Origin of the sequence: Arcobacter sp. L, assembly GCF_000284235.1 — a bacterium.
Classification (GTDB): Bacteria; Campylobacterota; Campylobacteria; order Campylobacterales; family Arcobacteraceae; genus Aliarcobacter; species Aliarcobacter defluvii.
In genome coordinates, this window is record NC_017192.1 from 374,957 (window position 1) to 392,383 (window position 17,427).

At 26.8% G+C, this 17,427-nt stretch carries 20 protein-coding genes; 9 read left to right on the top strand and 11 right to left on the bottom strand.

Translation table 11 applies throughout. The features are described 5' to 3' along the window. Positions 1-13: 13 nt before the first annotated feature. The 3 genes from ABLL_RS02020 to ABLL_RS02030 all read right to left on the bottom strand — a co-directional run bounded on the left by ABLL_RS02020 (position 14) and on the right by ABLL_RS02030 (position 4,779). Entirely contained in the window at positions 14-1,216 is a 1,203-nt protein-coding gene (locus tag ABLL_RS02020; protein ID WP_050989840.1) for a TolC family protein, read from the bottom strand. Next, positions 1,188-2,387, bottom strand: coding sequence for an aspartate aminotransferase family protein (locus ABLL_RS02025; protein ID WP_014473111.1), 1,200 nt, complete (start codon positions 2,385-2,387; stop codon positions 1,188-1,190). The genes ABLL_RS02020 and ABLL_RS02025 overlap by 29 nt, the downstream gene beginning before the upstream one ends. Positions 2,388-2,448: 61 nt before the next feature. After that, positions 2,449-4,779, bottom strand: coding sequence for a fatty acid cis/trans isomerase (locus tag ABLL_RS02030; RefSeq protein WP_014473112.1), 2,331 nt, complete (start codon positions 4,777-4,779; stop codon positions 2,449-2,451). A gap of 96 nt (positions 4,780-4,875) precedes the next feature. On the opposite strand from ABLL_RS02030, the gene ABLL_RS02035 reads away from it, so the two are divergent. From ABLL_RS02035 to ABLL_RS02045, 3 genes are read left to right on the top strand one after another with little or no spacing between them, the layout of a single operon-like run. Next, positions 4,876-5,754, top strand: a complete 879-nt coding sequence (locus ABLL_RS02035; protein WP_014473113.1) for an aspartate carbamoyltransferase catalytic subunit — start codon at positions 4,876-4,878, stop codon at positions 5,752-5,754. A gap of 3 nt (positions 5,755-5,757) precedes the next feature. Beyond that, positions 5,758-6,726, top strand: a complete 969-nt coding sequence (locus ABLL_RS02040; protein ID WP_014473114.1) for an aminodeoxychorismate synthase component I — start codon at positions 5,758-5,760, stop codon at positions 6,724-6,726. An 11-nt stretch (positions 6,727-6,737) separates the two neighbouring features. Continuing rightward, positions 6,738-7,310, top strand: coding sequence for an aminotransferase class IV family protein (locus ABLL_RS02045; protein ID WP_014473115.1), 573 nt, complete (start codon positions 6,738-6,740; stop codon positions 7,308-7,310). Here ABLL_RS02045 and ABLL_RS02050 read toward each other — a convergent pair. Then, complete coding sequence (locus ABLL_RS02050; RefSeq protein ID WP_041654625.1) at positions 7,292-7,933, bottom strand: transglutaminase-like cysteine peptidase; 642 nt, start codon at positions 7,931-7,933, stop codon at positions 7,292-7,294. The genes ABLL_RS02045 and ABLL_RS02050 overlap by 19 nt on opposite strands. Positions 7,934-7,973: 40 nt before the next feature. Here ABLL_RS02050 and ABLL_RS02055 point away from each other — a divergent pair, with 40 nt between their 5' ends. The 3 genes from ABLL_RS02055 to ABLL_RS02065 are packed head-to-tail and all read left to right on the top strand — an operon-like array spanning position 7,974 to position 9,423. Beyond that, positions 7,974-8,408: a hypothetical protein gene (locus ABLL_RS02055; RefSeq protein ID WP_014473117.1), complete on the top strand. Its 435-nt coding sequence runs from the start codon at positions 7,974-7,976 to the stop codon at positions 8,406-8,408. 12 nt (positions 8,409-8,420) lie between these two features. Then, positions 8,421-9,107: an AzlC family ABC transporter permease gene (locus ABLL_RS02060; RefSeq protein WP_014473118.1), complete on the top strand. Its 687-nt coding sequence runs from the start codon at positions 8,421-8,423 to the stop codon at positions 9,105-9,107. Next, complete coding sequence (locus tag ABLL_RS02065; protein ID WP_014473119.1) at positions 9,100-9,423, top strand: branched-chain amino acid transporter permease; 324 nt, start codon at positions 9,100-9,102, stop codon at positions 9,421-9,423. The genes ABLL_RS02060 and ABLL_RS02065 overlap by 8 nt, the downstream gene beginning before the upstream one ends. 18 nt (positions 9,424-9,441) lie before the next feature. Here ABLL_RS02065 and ABLL_RS02070 read toward each other — a convergent pair whose 3' ends face one another. The 6 genes from ABLL_RS02070 to ABLL_RS02095 form a co-directional block, all read right to left on the bottom strand. Continuing rightward, positions 9,442-10,440, bottom strand: coding sequence for a beta-ketoacyl-ACP synthase III (locus ABLL_RS02070; RefSeq protein ID WP_014473120.1), 999 nt, complete (start codon positions 10,438-10,440; stop codon positions 9,442-9,444). Between the two features lie 27 nt (positions 10,441-10,467). After that, a complete protein-coding gene (plsX, locus tag ABLL_RS02075) occupies positions 10,468-11,472 on the bottom strand; it encodes a phosphate acyltransferase PlsX (RefSeq protein WP_014473121.1) in 1,005 nt (334 codons plus the stop codon). Next, positions 11,472-11,624 carry a 50S ribosomal protein L32 gene (rpmF, locus tag ABLL_RS02080; RefSeq protein WP_004510349.1) on the bottom strand — a complete coding sequence of 51 codons (153 nt, stop codon included), beginning with the start codon at positions 11,622-11,624 and terminating at the stop codon, positions 11,472-11,474. Before rpmF ends, plsX begins: the two co-directional genes overlap by 1 nt. Positions 11,625-11,635: 11 nt before the next feature. Continuing rightward, positions 11,636-11,971, bottom strand: a complete 336-nt coding sequence (locus ABLL_RS02085) for a hypothetical protein (protein WP_228712349.1) — start codon at positions 11,969-11,971, stop codon at positions 11,636-11,638. A 68-nt stretch (positions 11,972-12,039) separates the two neighbouring features. After that, complete coding sequence (gene ndk / locus ABLL_RS02090) at positions 12,040-12,453, bottom strand: nucleoside-diphosphate kinase (protein ID WP_014473123.1); 414 nt, start codon at positions 12,451-12,453, stop codon at positions 12,040-12,042. A gap of 112 nt (positions 12,454-12,565) precedes the next feature. After that, positions 12,566-12,838 (bottom strand): NADH-quinone oxidoreductase subunit I, encoded by a 273-nt coding sequence (locus ABLL_RS02095; protein ID WP_014473124.1) that lies wholly within the window; start codon positions 12,836-12,838, stop codon positions 12,566-12,568. Between the two features lie 250 nt (positions 12,839-13,088). Here ABLL_RS02095 and ABLL_RS02100 point away from each other — a divergent pair, with 250 nt between their 5' ends. After that, positions 13,089-13,685, top strand: coding sequence for a peroxiredoxin (locus ABLL_RS02100; RefSeq protein ID WP_014473125.1), 597 nt, complete (start codon positions 13,089-13,091; stop codon positions 13,683-13,685). A 177-nt stretch (positions 13,686-13,862) separates the two neighbouring features. Continuing rightward, positions 13,863-15,191, top strand: coding sequence for a transcription termination factor Rho (gene rho, locus ABLL_RS02105; protein ID WP_014473126.1), 1,329 nt, complete (start codon positions 13,863-13,865; stop codon positions 15,189-15,191). Positions 15,192-15,207: 16 nt separating this feature from the next. Here rho and ABLL_RS02110 read toward each other — a convergent pair whose 3' ends face one another. After that, on the bottom strand, positions 15,208-15,873 hold the full coding sequence (locus ABLL_RS02110) for a uracil-DNA glycosylase family protein (RefSeq protein ID WP_014473127.1): 666 nt from the start codon (positions 15,871-15,873) through the stop codon (positions 15,208-15,210). Positions 15,874-15,993: 120 nt separating this feature from the next. On the opposite strand from ABLL_RS02110, the gene gdhA reads away from it, so the two are divergent. Next, positions 15,994-17,346: an NADP-specific glutamate dehydrogenase gene (gene gdhA / locus ABLL_RS02115; protein WP_014473128.1), complete on the top strand. Its 1,353-nt coding sequence runs from the start codon at positions 15,994-15,996 to the stop codon at positions 17,344-17,346. Positions 17,347-17,427: the final 81 nt, after the last annotated feature.

A 17,427-nucleotide genomic window follows, 5' to 3' on the forward strand; every position in this document is an offset into this window, starting at 1 on the left:
TATGCAAAAACTTCTAATGAAGTTTTGCATACAGTTCTAAAAGTTCTAGTTGTTTTTCAACTTCAAATATTTTTAAATCTAAAGATTTGATTTTCTGTGAGTTTTGTAAAGTATCAACATCACTTTGTGTTTTGATTTGTGCTTGTTTTTCTTCATTTATGATCTTTAAAATAGAGTCATAAACATCTAAATCTTCTCTTGTTATTTGTAGTCTCTCATCAAGCATAGATATTTTTTCAAGTTTTGTTTTGAAAAAAGTTTTTTCATCATCTTCACTATTTTCTAAATTTAATTTTGATTTTAAGTAATCGATTTTTGTACTTTGAATATCATTGAATGTTCTACTATCAAATGGTATGTTTAAAGTCAATCCAAATGTTTGGTCATTTTCTTTTGTATATTTTATACTATTATCTGTATCATGATATTTTGAGTAAGTATAATAAGCATTTACACTTGGTAAATATTTTGCCATAGTCATATAAGAATAATTACCTTTTTTTTCAATATCAGCTTGAGCTTTTTTTAGTTCGATATTATTTTCTAAAAACTCTTTTTGGCTAAATATTTTAAATATAGGAAGTTCAAATTTTGTGTAATCTTGTGATGAAATATTATTGAAACTATTGATTAAATCTTGTTTTTGATACTTTAAATCAACTAAATTATGTTTTGAACTATTTAGTGTAAGAAGTGCATCATCTAAATAAGAAGTATCTAAAAAACCATTTAGAACTTGTTCTTTTTTTCTATTTACATCTATTTTTGCATTTTCTAAAGTATATTTTGCTTTTTGAATATTTAAATTTGTTTTTTCAATATTATAAAGATATTGTAAAGCTTGTTTTACAAGGTCTTTTTGTTGTTGGTCCAATTCAAGTGCTGCATAATCATAAGTTGAATCTGCATATTTTATGGCTTTATAAATTCCACCACTTTGAAAAATTGGCTGATTTATAGAAATAAGTGAACGCTCAGTTTTTTCATCTTCACCTAAATTTTTAGTATATTGATAAGTTATTGGATTTATCCAATCTTTTCTTAGTTTAGAGCTATCTTCTTTTATTTGTTCTTTTGATAACTCAATATTTTTTAATCTTTTTTCTGAAATTATTTTTGTATCAAAAGCATCTTTTGTATCATCTGATGCAAAAAGACTTAAAGAGATTAAACTACAAAATAGTAGTTTAACCTTGCTTGATTTTATCAAGTGCATTTTGCAGCCTTTTGAAACCTTCATCAATTTCTGCTTTTGAGATTGTAAGTGCTGGAAGAAGTCTTAGAGTATTTTTTCCCGCTTTTAAAACTAAAACTCCACATTCAAAAGCTGTTTTAATCACAAGTGCCAAAGTTTCCGCATCTTTAACTCTTAATCCTCTCATAAGTCCAAGACCTACATTTTCAGTAAATATTTCTCTATTGTTTTCAAAAAATTCATTTAATTTAGAATTATAATAAATGATAGTTTCATCTAATGTTCCAGTATCTTTTAACTCTTCTAAAATATCTAAAACTTCTAAAGCAGCAGTTGTAACTAAATAATTTCCTCCAAAAGTTGAACCATGATCACCTGGAGAAAAAATATCTTTATGTTTTGTTAAAACAGCCCCAATAGGAACTCCACCACCAAGACCTTTTGCAAGAGTGATAATATCAGGTTCAATTTCATAAAGATTAGAAGCTAAAAATTCACCTGTTCTAAAAACACCTGTTTGAACTTCATCAATGATTAATAAAATATTATTCTCTTTTAAAAATTTTGCTAATTCTTGAATATCTTTTTTATTAAAAGGTTGAACTCCACCTTCTCCTTGAACAAGTTCAATCATAACAGCAACTGTCTCATTATCAATTGCATTATAAATATCATCTATTTTATTATGATATGAAAATCCTTCTGGATAAGGAGCAAAATTTGGTGTATGCATAGATTCTTGACCAGTTGCTTTTACAGTTGTAATTGTTCTTCCATGGAAAGAGTGTTCTAATGTGATAACTTTATATCTTTTATTTTCAAATTTTGTTTCACCATATTTTCTAGCAATTTTTATAGCACCTTCATTTGCTTCAGCACCACTATTTGAGAAAAATGTTCTTATATCATAACCACTTAATTCTCTTATTTTTTTTGCAAGTTTTGCTTGTGGTTCAATTGCATATAAGTTTGAAATATGAGTTATATTTGATATTTGTTGATATATTTTATCTGCAACTCTTTTATTTCCATGTCCAACACTAACTACAGCTATTCCAGATGTAAAGTCTATATAATCTTTATCATTTTCATCAAATAGCGTGGCATTGATACCTTTTTTGAAATTTACATAATTTCTTGCATAAGTATGAAGTACATACTCTTTGTCCATTTGTTCTAATTGTTCATTCATTTCTTTTCCTAAAAAAATTTAGATATATTTTGGCAAGATTATATCCAAAATATATTTATACTTATTGATTAATTGCTTTACTATAATATCGATTTAAATCAAATAATCCATATTGTAAAGAATCTTGTTTTTTAAACTCATTATTAAACCAATCAAAATTTTCCCAAAAATTTGAATCTGCCCGATTTATAACAAATTTAGATATTCTTTTATCATCATTTGGAGTATCTTTATAGTTTTGTAAAAGATTGAAAAATTCATTTAAATCATTTTGATTTACAACTACAAAAAGATTTGGATAAGAACCTATAAATCCTTTTACAAAATTTATTCTATCTTTTGATGGCTCTAACCTTGATTCTTCATCAAAAAGTAAAGCAACATTTTTATGCCATCTATTTATAACTAAAGTATATACAAAATTCTCTCCTGAGTTCATTTTGATTCTAATATAAGCTAAATTTGATTCTCCATCTGTAAAATGTTTTATAATTTTTGAACTATTAGGTAAAGTTAAAGTTTTAAATGTCTTTTCAATTTCTTCTTTAGTATTATAAACTTTTTTAATTTCATTTTGTTTATAACCATCTTCTATAAAATTTATAGAATCTCTTTTGGTATTTGTATAGTCTAAAACTTTATTTGCAAACTCTTTTTTGAAATCTTTAGTTTGATATTTTATATCAACATTGTTATCTGAAGGAATATAAACAGATAAATATTGAGCTAACCAACCTTCATACCAAGAATTAAAATATTCTTGTCTTGACTCTTTTGGTAAAAATTCTAAGAAATTACTCTCTCCTTCAATTCTAAGTCTATCCATATGAGTTCGTACTAATAATTGGTGTGCTGTATTTCCAAATACATCGAAACCTGCAACTAAAGAGTAGTAAATACGTTCTAATAAAGGAAAATCAATAACCCATAAAGTTTTAGGAATATCTCCAAAAGCACCTTTATGAACAGAAGCAGAATTAAAATGTCTATAAATAGTTAATATTGAATCATTTTCTTGAGTTTGATTTCCTTTCCAAATTGCATTAAAATTTAACCCATTTGGATAATATTGTTTATATACAGAAGCTTTATTTGTTTCATATTTTTTTGCTAATTCATAATTATCTAAAGCTTTGAATGTTTTAAATAAGCTAGGATCTTCTCCATACTCATTTGGTATAGATAAATTTGGAATATTATCATGTAAAAAATATTTATCTTGTAGACTTAAATCGTATTTTGGATCCATAAACATTACCCAAAAATGGTCATTTATTACATTTAAAGCAATTTGCCCTTTACAAACAGGACCTCTAATAAATGTCATAATAATATAATGAATATCATCAAGTAAAAATTGATATCTACTATTTGCTGGAATTTGTTCGAAAATTTTTAAAGCATTTGCAGAAATTTTACTATCATAAGGTGGTAAATATGGTTTTTGTTCCCAAGTTGGTTTTATAAAAAGTTCATTATATCTTTCAAGTTTTTTATCATTTAATTCATAAACCATATGTGTTTTATGAACAATAGTTGATTCAATTTTTCTAAATCTATAATAAAATGGTTCTTTTACTTCGTCATAAGGAAATCTTGTAGCAATAATTTTTGGTTTAAAACCAGTTGGCGTAGTTGAACGTATTAATTCAAAAAAATTGCCACTTTTTTCATCAAAACTTATATGAGCTAAAAATAGATGTTCATAAATATATCTTGAAGTTACTTGATATTTTGTCTCTTTATTATTTAAAAACGCTTCAAACTTTTTGATTTGTTCTTTTTCAAAATTATTAATATCATCTTTTTTTGTATCATCAATTGCACCATCTTTTAACCAAGTCATTAGAAGATTGTATTCTTCTTTTTTAAGTGCTGGAAATCCATAAGGCATTCCTTTATGTGGGTTATCTTCAAAAAATAAAGCTAATTCATCTTTATCTTTTGTACAACTAAGTTCATCTTCTTCTGGAGAATAATTTCCTAAATTTAAAGGATTTTTATCTTTTTGAAAAAGATATTGCATCATTATTGATTCATTAGAGTTTTCTAAATAATCAACAACAGAAAAAAAGCCTTTCCCTCTCCATTCTTTTTGATTTATAGCATCAATAAATAATCTTGTTGGACTATCTGCATTCATTCTATTTGCATAAACATCAGCTTTAGAACCACCTCTTTCAAGTCCTTCATAAGAAGAGAGTTTTAATTGACAAGGAGAGTTGTAACATGAGTGACAAGATACACATCTATTATCTAAAATGGGTTTAATATCATTTGTGAAAGATATTTCTTTATTTACAGTTTCAAAACTTACAGGCTCAAGAGGTTTTACTGAACACGCTGTAAATAAAAGAGTAAATAAAGAAATAATTATTAATTGTAATTTCATAAAAATGTCCTAAAAAATAAAGTTTTGTATTATACAAAAAGTTTTATTTTTTAAACTCCTTTTTGCTAAAATCCAAACTAAAATTAAAGGAAAAAAATGCAGCATTTGATTAGAACTTCGGATTTTTCAAAAGAAGAGATAATGGGCATCTTTGATGATGCAAGAGAGTTTTTAAAATTTGAACCAAATGAAATTTTAAAAGGTAAAATTATAGTTACTTTGTTTTTTGAAAATTCTACAAGGACTAGAAGTTCATTTGAAATTGCAGCTAAGAGATTAGGAGCTGAGGTTGTATCACTTGATGTAGGAACATCTTCTACAAATAAAGGTGAAACAATTTTTGATACAGTTGCAAATATAAATGCTATGAAACCAGATGCAATTATTATTAGACATAGTGAATGTGGATTACCAGAAAGTTTAACAGGTTTTGTAGATTGTCCTATAATAAATGCAGGTGATGGAAAACATTCACATCCAACTCAAGCTCTTTTAGATTTATTTACAATTTATGAGCATTTTGAAGGAAAAACTGAAGGTAAAAAAATAGCAATAGTTGGAGATGTAAAAAGTTCAAGAGTTGCAGGTTCAAATAGAAGGTTACTACCAAGATTTGGAATTGATGTAAATTTAGTTGCTCCTGATTGTTTTAAATATGAAGGAGATGAATTTAAACAATATAATAATATCAATGAAATAATAGATGAACTTAATATTATTATGAGTTTAAGAACACAACTTGAAAGACATAATCAAATATATTTTGAATCTTTACAAGAATATGCAAAAGATTATTGTATTACAAATGAAGTTGTAGGAGATAGAGATATTATCCTTTTACACCCAGGACCAGTTAATAGAAATGTTGATATTAGTGATGAAATGTTAAAAGATCCAAGATCAAAAGTTTTAAAACAAGTAACTCATGGTGTTGCTATAAGAGCTGCTGTTCTTAAAAAACTTATTTTAAAGTAAAAATTGAATAAAAAACTAATAAAAGATAAATTAAATAAATTTGGTTCTTTAAAAGAACCATTTTTATTTGTAATATCATACGACTTTACTAAATTTTACATAGAAAAATTATCAAATCTTCCTGCCTCTATCAAATTCCAATTAAATCAAAAAGAAGATTTTTCTAAAACAACTCTTAAAACAAAACTAGAAAAATTTCCTATCTCATTTGAAGAATATAAAAAGAAGTTTGAAATAATACAAGAAGAGATAAAAAAAGGGAATAGTTATCTTTTGAATTTAACTGCAAAAACTAAAATAGATACAACTTTCTCTTTAGATGAAATTTATAAAAATACTAAAAGTAAATATAAATTAAGATTTAAAAATAAAAAAGAAGATTTTGTATGTTTTTCACCTGAAAAATTTGTGGAAATTAAAGGAAATAGAATCTTTACATATCCTATGAAAGGAACAATTGATTCAAAAGTTCAAAATGCAAAAGAGAAGATTTTAGCAAATCAAAAAGAGATGGCAGAACATACAATGGTTGTTGATTTACTTAGGAATGATTTGGGAATGGTTGGCTTAAATGTAAAAGTTGAAGAGTTTAGATATATTGAAACAATAAATGCAGGAGATAAAGAGTTATTACAAGTAAGTTCAAAAATTTCTGCAACTTTGAAAGAAAATTGGTACGAAAATATTGGAGATATCATAACTTCTATATTACCAGCAGGTTCAATAACAGGAACACCAAAGAAAAAAACAGTTGAAATACTAAAAGAAGTTGAAGATTATGATAGAGATTTTTATACAGGAATTTTTGGAATATTTGATGGAAAAAGTTTTGATTCTTTTGTTCTAATAAGATTTATTGAAGCTGATGAAAAAGGAAATTTATTTTATAAAAGTGGTGGTGGGATTACTTGTGATAGTGATGTCTTAGCTGAATATAAAGAACTTATAGACAAAATTTATTTAGCTTTTTAAAAAGGAAAAATGTGGAAACAATAAAATATTTTGAAACAATTAAATGTGAAGATTTTGAAATTTTTAATTTAGAATATCATAATAAAAGAATATCAAATACAATAGGATTAAATATAAATTTGCAAGAGTATATTTATCCAATATCTGATGAACTTTTAAGATGTAAAGTTGTTTATGATAAAGATGAAATAATTGATGTTTTATATTTCCCATATAAAAAAAGAGAGATAAAAAGCTTTAAGATAATTATTGATGATGAGATAGATTATTCAAAAAAATATTTAGACAGAACTAAGCTAGATAAGTTGTTTGAAAAAAGAAATGGTTGTGATGAAATTATTATTGTAAAAAATGATATTGTAACTGATACTACTATTGCAAATGTTGCAATCTTTTATGATGGCTGTTGGATAACTTCAAAAAATTGTTTATTAATAGGAACAACTAGAACTAGATTACTCGAAGAAAAAAAGTTAATAGAAAAAGATATTACATTAGATATGTTATATAATGCATCAAAAATTGCACTAATGAATGCAATGATAGATTTTAATATTATTGAAAATTATTCTTTTAAATTATAAACTCGATTAAGAAGTTTTTCCCATTTATTATCTTTCCCCCAATTTATTGTTGCTTTTTTTGTAAATCCTGTTGGAGTAAATACATAAGAATCTATTTCATTAAAAGCCACTTTTGGAATTAATTTAGGTCTTTTTGTAAATGGAATCACTTTAAAACTAAGATTATCTAAAACTAATGGAGAGGAATTTTTGTCTTCTATATATAGTAAAACCATATGAGCATCTTTTTGACCTTTTATATTTACAATTGCAAAATATAATTTTTCTTTTGGAATACCTATTTCTAAAAGTGTAAAATATTTTGCAATAACATAATCTTCACAATCCCCATGACCTTGAAGTAAAAATTCTTTTGGTGTTGCCCAATAATCAATAGATGAAGCAGTTGAAATATCACGAGCAGGAAGTATTTTATTTATAAAAGAATTAACATAAGAGAGCTTTTTTATAAGCTCATAATCTTTTACTTTTTCTTTTAATGTTTGATATTTCTCAATTCGATTTAATATAAATGATTTTTTAGGAGATTTATTTATATAATCAATATCATTTTTGTTTAATTTAAATTCATAAGCCCACAAAGGTGATGTGATTAGAAAGATAAGGAAAATTAGTTGTTTCATAAGTTATAATAACATCAAATTTTTAAAATAGGAATTAATTATGATTCAAAATATAATAGAAAGTGAAGATTATAAAAATTTAGTCGAAAAACAAATATGTGAGAATATTCTTTTTTTATTAGAAAAAAATCAGGAATTTTCAATAACAGCAAATATAGAACCAATTACTTTTACTCCCGAATTACCAAAAGTTATAAAAGAGCAAATGCATAAATTTTCATTATTTATTTTGAGTAATTATACTTATAGTACAATTCAGGTTGATGATGAATTCTTGAGTTTTGAAGCAGGATTTGGAAATGAAAATTTTGGAAGTGTGGTGAAAATACCTCTTCATGCAGTTTTTCAAATAATTGTAGATGAATCAATTTTATATTTAAATTCAGTTGCGACAGTTGAAAAATTTAATAAGAATTTGAAAAAAAATTCATTTGATGTATTTAAAAATAATCCAAATAATAAAAAATTTAACTAAAGATAAAAAATATTGAAATATAAAAATGAATTAAAAAAAGCATTTCATATTTCAATCCCAATTATGATGGGATATATTGTTTTAGGTTTTGCTTTTGGCTTATTGTTAGTCTCTTTTGATTACTCTTGGTATTTGGCTCCAATTATGTCTTTTTTTATTTATACAGGTGCACTACAATTTGTTGCTATAAATTTTTTTAATATAAAAGCAGGATATGTTGATATAGCAATTGCTTCTTGGTTTATAAATATAAGACAAGCTTTTTATGGATTGTCTTTAATAAAAAGATTTAATAAAACAGGAAAATTAAAACCTTATTTGATTTTTGCATTGACTGATGAAACTTATGCACTTTTAACTTCAATTAAAGATGATGAAAATCTAAATAAAAAATGGTATTACTTTTTTTTACTCTTTTTTAGTCAATCTTATTGGTTATTAGGTTCAACAATGGGAGCAATTTTTGGAAGTAATATTAAGTTTAATACTCAAGGTTTAGAGTTTTCATTAACTGCATTATTTGTTGTTCTTTGTATTGAACAATATAAAAGTCTTAAAAATATTTTTCCATTTTTTATTGGTTTTATCTCATCAATTTTTTCTTTGATTTTTATTCCTAGTGATAAAATGTTGCTTGTATCAATTGTTTTTGCTTTGATTTTATTATTTACATTTGAAAGAAAAATTGAAAATGAATAATTCTGAAATATTTATAGCAATAGCAATTATGTCAATAATTAGTTATTTTACAAGAGCTTTACCATTTATTTTTTTTAGGAATAAAGAAGAATTACCTCATTATTTCTTATTTATTGGTAAGTATTTTCCTTCAATTATTATAACTATATTGATTGTATTCACTTTAAAAGATGTTGATTTTTCTATAGTACCTTATGGTTTAAAAGAAATAGTTGGAATTTTTGTAACAGCAATTTTACATTTATTATTTAAAAATTATTTAATTTCAATTTTTTTAGGGACAGTCTTTTATATGAGTTTAGTTCAGTTGATATAAAATAGGTTAAAACCTATTTTATTTTTTAGGAGCAAATTTAAATAGAGCAGAACCCCAAGTTAATCCACCACCAAAGGCATCAAAAAGTACTGTATCACCAGCTTTTATTCTACCTTCTTCATATGCATAGTTCATTGCCATAGGAATAGAAGCAGCAGAAGTATTACCATATTTATCAACAGTAACTACAGTTTGCTCTTCACTTAATCCTAAAGCTTCACCTACAGCTTTTATAATTCTATAATTTGCTTGATGAGGAATAAAGTGAGTTATATCCTCATTTGAAAGATTATGTTTTTCCATCATGATTTTTACATCTGAAGTTAATGTTTTTACAGCAAGTTTGAAAGTTTCGTTTCCTTTCATTTTTATACAAGCCATTTTATTTTCTAAAACTTCTTGTGAGCAAGGATGTTTACTTCCTCCACCAGGAGTTTTGATTAAATCTTCATAATTCCCATCACTTGAACAATTTATATCGATAATTGCTTCATCTTTATTTGTTGTTGCACTAATAATAGCAGCTCCTGCTCCATCACCAAAAATAAAACAAGTCCCTCTATCAGTATAATCTAATATTGAGCTATAAGTTTCTGCACCAATAATAAGTACATTCTTTTTCATTCCTGATTCAACAAAAGCTTTAGCTATACTAAGTGCATATACAAAACCAGTACATGCTGCACTTACATCAAAAGCCATAACAGGAGGAAGATTTAATTTTGAAGCAATTAAGCATGCAGTTGATGGCATACATAAATAATCAGGAGTAACAGTTGCACAAATAACTAAGTCAATTTCATCTTTTGAAATTCCAGCTCTTTGAATTGCAACTTCAGCTGCACGTGAACCTAAATCAGATGAAGCTTCACCAACTTCAGAAATTCTTCTTTCCTTAATACCAGTTCTTTTTGTAATCCATTCATCACTAGTATCAATAATTTTTTCAAAATCTGCATTTGTCATAATCTTAGGAGGAATATAAGCTCCTATAGATCTAAAAGCTGCATATGTCATTTACATATCCTTAAATTTATATAGTAGTTAGTTTTCTTGTGTACTACCATATTTTGCTAATCTTTGTTCAATTATATTATCTAAATTTGAACTTGCGGCATTAATTGCTTGAAATATTGCATTTTGAATTGCTTTTGGATTTGATTTTCCATGAGCAATAATGACAGGTGCTTTTACCCCAAGAAGTGGTGCACCACCATATTCTGCATAATCAACTCTTACTTTTAAGTTTTTAAATACTTTTCTCATAAGAACTGCACCCGCAATAGAAATTAGCGATCTTTTTAAATTCTTTTTAATTATTTTTCCAATTGTGTCTGCAACACCTTCGGCTGTTTTAAGTAATATATTACCAACAAAACCATCACAAACAACAACATCAACTGTACCTTTGAAAATATCACTACCTTCAACGTTACCTGCAAAATTAGGAATTTTAGATATAAGTTTATAAGCTTCTTTAGTTACTTCATTTCCTTTACTATCTTCTTCTCCATTACTTAATAATCCAACAATAGGTTCATCAAGTCTTAGTGCATATTGTGCATAGACTTGTCCCATTACTGCAAATTCAAATAAATTTTTTGCATCACTATCCACATTTGCTCCAACATCTAATACTAAAGTATTTTGATTTTCACTCGTTGGCATTAATGTTGCAATTGCTGGTCTACTTACACCTTTTATTCTTCCTATTCTCAAAGTTGCAAGAGACATAGTCGCGCCAGAATGTCCAGCAGAAACTACTGCATCTGCATTTCCTTCACGTACAAGTTCTATGGCTTTAAAAATTGTTGAATCTTTTCTTTTTAGTGCATCAGTTGCAGAATCACTCATACTAATTACATCATTTGTATCTAATATTTCGACTCTTGATAAAAAGTTTTGTGGGATAAGTTGTAAAAGTTGTGTTTTATTTCCAACCGCAATTGCTGAAAAGTTGTTGTTTTTTTTAAGAGCTGTTATCAAGCCCTCTATAATAGGTTCAGGACCGAAGTCCCCACCCATAGCATCTATTGCAATTCTTAGCATTAGTTTTTATATTCACCAGTATTTGGATTAACCATATGAGGCATTTTCCAAGAACCATCACTATCTTTAACTGGTTTTTTTAACGTTATTTTGTAGTGAGTTCTTCTTTTTGCTGATCTAGTATGAGATACTCTTCTCTTAGGTACTGCCATTTTAATTCTCCTTAAAATTCTTTTTCAAAATTATCACCATATTTTATACATTCTTTACAAATATGGTAGTCACTTTTTATACTGTTTAATTCACTATTAATAATTTCATCAAAGTCAATCAAACTGTTTTCTACTTCAATTACTAAATATTCCTCTTCATTACCTTTATAGATACCATCACTTAACAGTAAATTAAGTTCTTCATCAACTTCTTTAATTTCTGTTATTCCGCATCTACAACAATCAATTTCAGTAGTACCTTTTAGTACTGCTTCAACTTTCACTAATGATGGCGATATTTTACAAAAAGTACCTTCAATTTTAACTGAATTAAATTCAACAACCAATTCCTTGGTAGTTTGAGGTACTTTTTTAAATTCAATTTTCATTATAAAATCAATAAATTAATAGATAATTAACAAATTTCTTTTTGTGCAAAGAAGAAAGCTATTTCATTTTTTGCATTTTCTAATGAATCAGAACCATGAACTGCATTTGCATCAATTGATTCTGCAAAATCTGCTCTAATTGTTCCAGCAGCAGCTTCTTTAGGATTTGTTGCACCCATTAATTCTCTATTTTTTGCCATTGCATTTTCACCTTCTAAAACTGAAACTACTACTGGACCTGAAATCATAAATTCAACTAAATCTTTAAAGAAAGGTCTTGCTGAATGTACTGCATAAAAAGCTTCAGCATCTGCTTTACTTAATTGCATTTTTTTTGTTGCTGCAATTTTTAATCCAGCTGATTCAAATCTATCTAAGATTTTTCCAACTACATTTTTAGCTACAGCATCTGGTTTAATGATTGATAATGTTTGTTCCATTGCTTATATTCCTCGATTTTTTTTAAGTCGCGGATTATATCTAAAAAAACAAAAAAAGGCAAGTAGTAAAACTACTTGCCTTTTTAATATATGTTAAATTTAATAAAATTTATTATTCAACTACAGGAGTACCAGGAGTTCCTCTATCTTCTTTTTCAATTGAACCAGAACCAGCTTCATCCCATACAATACATCCTTCAGTTGGACATGCATCAGCACATGCAGGGCTATCATTATGACCTACACATTCAACACATTTATCAGCATATACGTAATATGTATCTTCACCTGTTGGATTTTCGTCATTATCAACGATTGCTTCTACTGGACACTCATCTAAACAAGCATCACAACTAATACAGATATCAGTAATTTTTACTGCCATTGTATATCTCCTTATTAAATTTTAACAAACTTTAACACAGTAAATATAAAATTATCTTTAAAATATTTGATTTATGATTAACTGATTAATATAATTGTAACGGAAATATAAATATATAGTAGAAAGGAGAAATATTATCATAAAATAATATTTCTTATAAATTTAGAAATTTAAGCTTATTTACAGTTTGTTTTACAAAATATTGTTATATAATTCTATCACATTAAAAAATATTTAAAGGATATAAAATATGTTAGTAACAAAAAAAGCTCCAGATTTTACAGCAAAAGCTGTACTTGCAGATGGTCAAATAGTAGAAAATTTCAACTTATATGAAAACATTGGTGAAAAAGGTGCAGTATTATTCTTTTACCCATTAGATTTTACATTTGTATGTCCATCTGAAATTATTGCTTTCTCAAAAAGAATTGACGAATTTTCTTCAAGAGGAATTTCTGTAATTGGTTGTTCAGTTGATTCTCAATTCTCTCACTTCGCATGGAGAGAAACACCAGTTGAAAATGGTGGAATTGGTAGAGTTAAATTTCCATTAGTAGCAGATTTATCTAAATCAATTTCTAGAGATTATGATGTATTATTTGGTGAGTCAGTGGCATTAAGAGGTTCATTCTTAATTGATGCTGATGGAACAGTAAGACATGCAGTAATTAATGATTTACCATTAGGAAGAAATATTGATGAAATGATAAGAATGGTAGATGCAATGTTATTTACAAATGAGCATGGTGAAGTTTGTCCTGCTGGTTGGGCAAAAGGTGATGAAGGTATGAAAGCTAACACTGCTGGTGTTGCTGAATATTTAGCTAAAAATGAAGGTAAATTATAATATATAAATTTAATTTATATTTATAATAAAAAGGTATCAATTAAGATACCTTTTTTTATGTATTTTATAATTTATTGACAATTTTTGAAATAAACACTACAATAACAAAAATACTTTAAAAACTACAAAAAACTACACTACATACTTAATTATGTAAAATCAAAGGCAAACATACTCATGGAAGAGTCTAAAGAAGAAACGAAAGTAAAAACAACAAATTCAAAAAAAACAAGAACTCATATCCCTGTTGAAGGTTATAAAATAGAACAACTAAGGGAACTTCCTTTAGAAGAATTAATTAATATAGCAAATGAACTAGATGTTGAAAATCCTCAAGAATTAAAACGACAAGATTTAATGTTTACGATTTTAAAATCTCAAATAGATGCAGGCGGATTTATTTTATTTACAGGTATCTTAGAGATTAAAGAGGGCGGATTTGGTTTTTTAAGAGCAATTGATGGAAATTTTTCAGATACTTCAAATGATTCTTATGTAAGTGCAACTCAAATTAGAAAATTTGCATTAAGAACTGGAGATATCGTCTCAGGGCAAGTTAGACCTCCAAATAAGGAGAGTGAAAAATATAATGCTTTATTAAAAATAGAAGCTATAAATTACTTACCCGTAAAAGAGTCTAAAAATAGACCTTTATTTGATAACTTAACTCCACTTTATTCTACATCACGATTTAATTTTGAATATGATTCACAAAAAATGACAGGAAGAATGCTTGACCTTTTTGCACCAATGGGAAAAGGACAAAGAGGACTTATTGTAGCTCCTCCAAAAACAGGTAAAACTGAACTTTTAAAAGAATTAGCACATGCAATAAGTAGAAATCATCCAGAAGTTACTTTGATGGTTCTTTTAATTGATGAAAGACCTGAAGAAGTTACTGATATGCAAAGAAGTGTAAGAGGTGAAGTTTATTCTTCAACTTTTGATTTACCTGCTCAAAATCACGTAAGAGTCGCAGAAATTGTTATTGAAAAAGCAAAAAGACTTGTTGAAATGAAAAAGGATGTTGTAATTTTACTTGATTCTATTACTCGACTTGCTCGTGCTTATAATACTGTAACACCAAGTTCTGGAAAAGTTCTTTCTGGTGGAGTTGATGCTAATGCTTTACATAAACCAAAAAGATTTTTTGGAGCTGCAAGAAATATAGAAGAGGGTGGTAGTTTAACTATTATTTCTACTGCACTTATTGAAACAGGTTCAAAAATGGATGAAGTTATTTTTGAAGAGTTTAAAGGTACAGGAAATAGTGAAGTTGTTCTTAGTAGAAATGCTGCAAATAAAAGAGTTTATCCTGCTCTTGATATTATTAAATCTGGAACAAGAAAAGAAGAACTGCTTTTAAGTCCAGATGTTTTACAAAAAACTTGGATTTTAAGAAATGCGATTTCTCAAATGGATGAAGTTGAAGCACTTAAATTTTTATATTCAAAAATGCTGAAAACAAAAAATAATGAAGAGTTTTTTAACTCAATGAATGAATAAAAAAGATTTTTCTTTTTTATTCAAAATTTCTAAATACTTTTTTATACTGCTCAACTCTAAAATCAAAAGTTGTATATTTGTCATCTTTCTCTTTTTTTTGTTTATAATGATTATTTGAACCTATGCTTTTATTGGCGCTATTGGATGGAGAAGTTAAAGATATAGTTGTAAAAGATCTATTATCAAAAGTGAATTTATTAATTTTTGGTGTATCTTTATCTATAATTTCTATTTTTATATTATTTTGTTTTAAAATTTTCCTGAAAAAATACTCTGGGCTATTTTTTGAATTTCCGCCCGTAAATATGATTTTATATATATTTTTATAATTTTTTAAATAATATAATATATCTCTCAGTACAATATCTTGCATAGTTAAATCACTTGCATCATATTTAATTCTTTTACAATTTTCTACAATATCACAAATTCCAATTTTATTTTTTATTAAAAAGTTTTTTCTTTGATTTATTGCCTCTAATGAATTATTATATATAAGATTTAGTTTAAAAATTTTATCAAGAATTTGCCAAAAAAGATTGTCTTTTGAGCCATATGGGAAATCTACATCTTTTATCTTTAATTCTTTAGTGCAAAATCTTGGAGGTGGAAGAGTACCAATAATTAATATTTTTGTATCATCATTTAAAATTGGTAAGTATGGATGATAGTGAAAAATCATAAAAATCCTTTAACGTATATAGATTAATTTTTATATATATGATTAAAATTTATAGATATTGTATAAAATATAATCATTTTTTGATAAAATATTTTTTCAATTTAGAATGAAGGAAGAAGTATGCCATATTTAGAAGAAGTTTTTAACTATCTTAAAAGAACAAGTCCAGCCCAAACAGAATTTTATCAAGCAGCAGAAGAAGTGTTATATTCATTGCAACCATTGCTTGACAAATATCCTCAATATAGAAAGCACAAAATTATTGAAAGAATAGTTGAGCCGGAAAGACAAATAATGTTTAGAGTAAATTGGCTTGATGATAATGGAGAAATTCAAGTAAATAAAGGTTTTCGAATAGAATTTAATTCAGCACTTGGACCATATAAAGGTGGTCTTAGATTTCATCCAAGTGTAAATGCTGGAGTGATTAAATTTTTAGGATTTGAACAAATATTTAAAAATGCACTAACAGGTCTTCAAATTGGTGGAGGAAAAGGTGGAAGTGATTTTAATCCAAAAGGAAAATCAGACAATGAAATCATGAGATTTTGCCAAGCATTTATGAGTGAATTATATAGACATATTGGTGCAAATACTGATGTTCCAGCTGGTGATATTGGAGTTGGTGCTAGAGAAATAGGTTATATGTTTGGGATGTATAAAAAACTTGCAAATAGATATGAAGGCGTATTTACTGGAAAATCATTAAAATGGGGTGGTTCTTTAGCTAGAACAGAAGCTACAGGTTATGGATGTGTATATTTTGCAAAAAATATGCTTGCAGCACGAGGAGAGAGTCTAGAAGGACAAAGATGTGTAGTTTCTGGTTCAGGAAATGTTGCTATTTATACTATAGAAAAATTATATCATCTTGGTGCATTACCTATTACTTGTAGTGATTCAAAAGGTATGATTTTAGATGAAGAAGGAATAGATTTACTTTTATTAAAAGATTTAAAAGAGAATAAAAGAGTAAGATTAACTGAATATGTAAAATATAGACCAAATGCTAAATATATCCCTATTGAAGAGTATCCAGAAGGAAAAAATATGGTTTGGTCAATACCATGTTTTGCAGCATTTCCAAGTGCGACACAAAATGAATTAAATTTAGAAGATGCAAAAACATTATTATCAAATGGCTGTAAATGTGTAAGTGAAGGTGCTAATATGCCATCAACTCCTCAAGCTGTTGATTTATTTGTAGACGCAAAGATTGCTTATGGACCAGGAAAAGCAGCAAATGCAGGTGGAGTTGCAACAAGTCAATTAGAAATGGCACAAAATGCTTCAATGCTTTCTTGGACTTTTGAAGAAGTTGATGCAAAATTAGAACAAATTATGAAAAATATTTTTGAATCAGCAAGTTCAACTGCAGCTGAATTTGGACAACCAACAAACTTAGTTTTAGGAGCAAACATCGCAGGATTTAGAAAAGTAGCTGATGCTATGATAGAGCAAGGTTTAGTATAATTCTTTTTTAACAATACTCTAATAAAGAGTATTGTTACTTCTTATTTCTTTCTAATAATTTTATTTAAAAACTTATGTTAA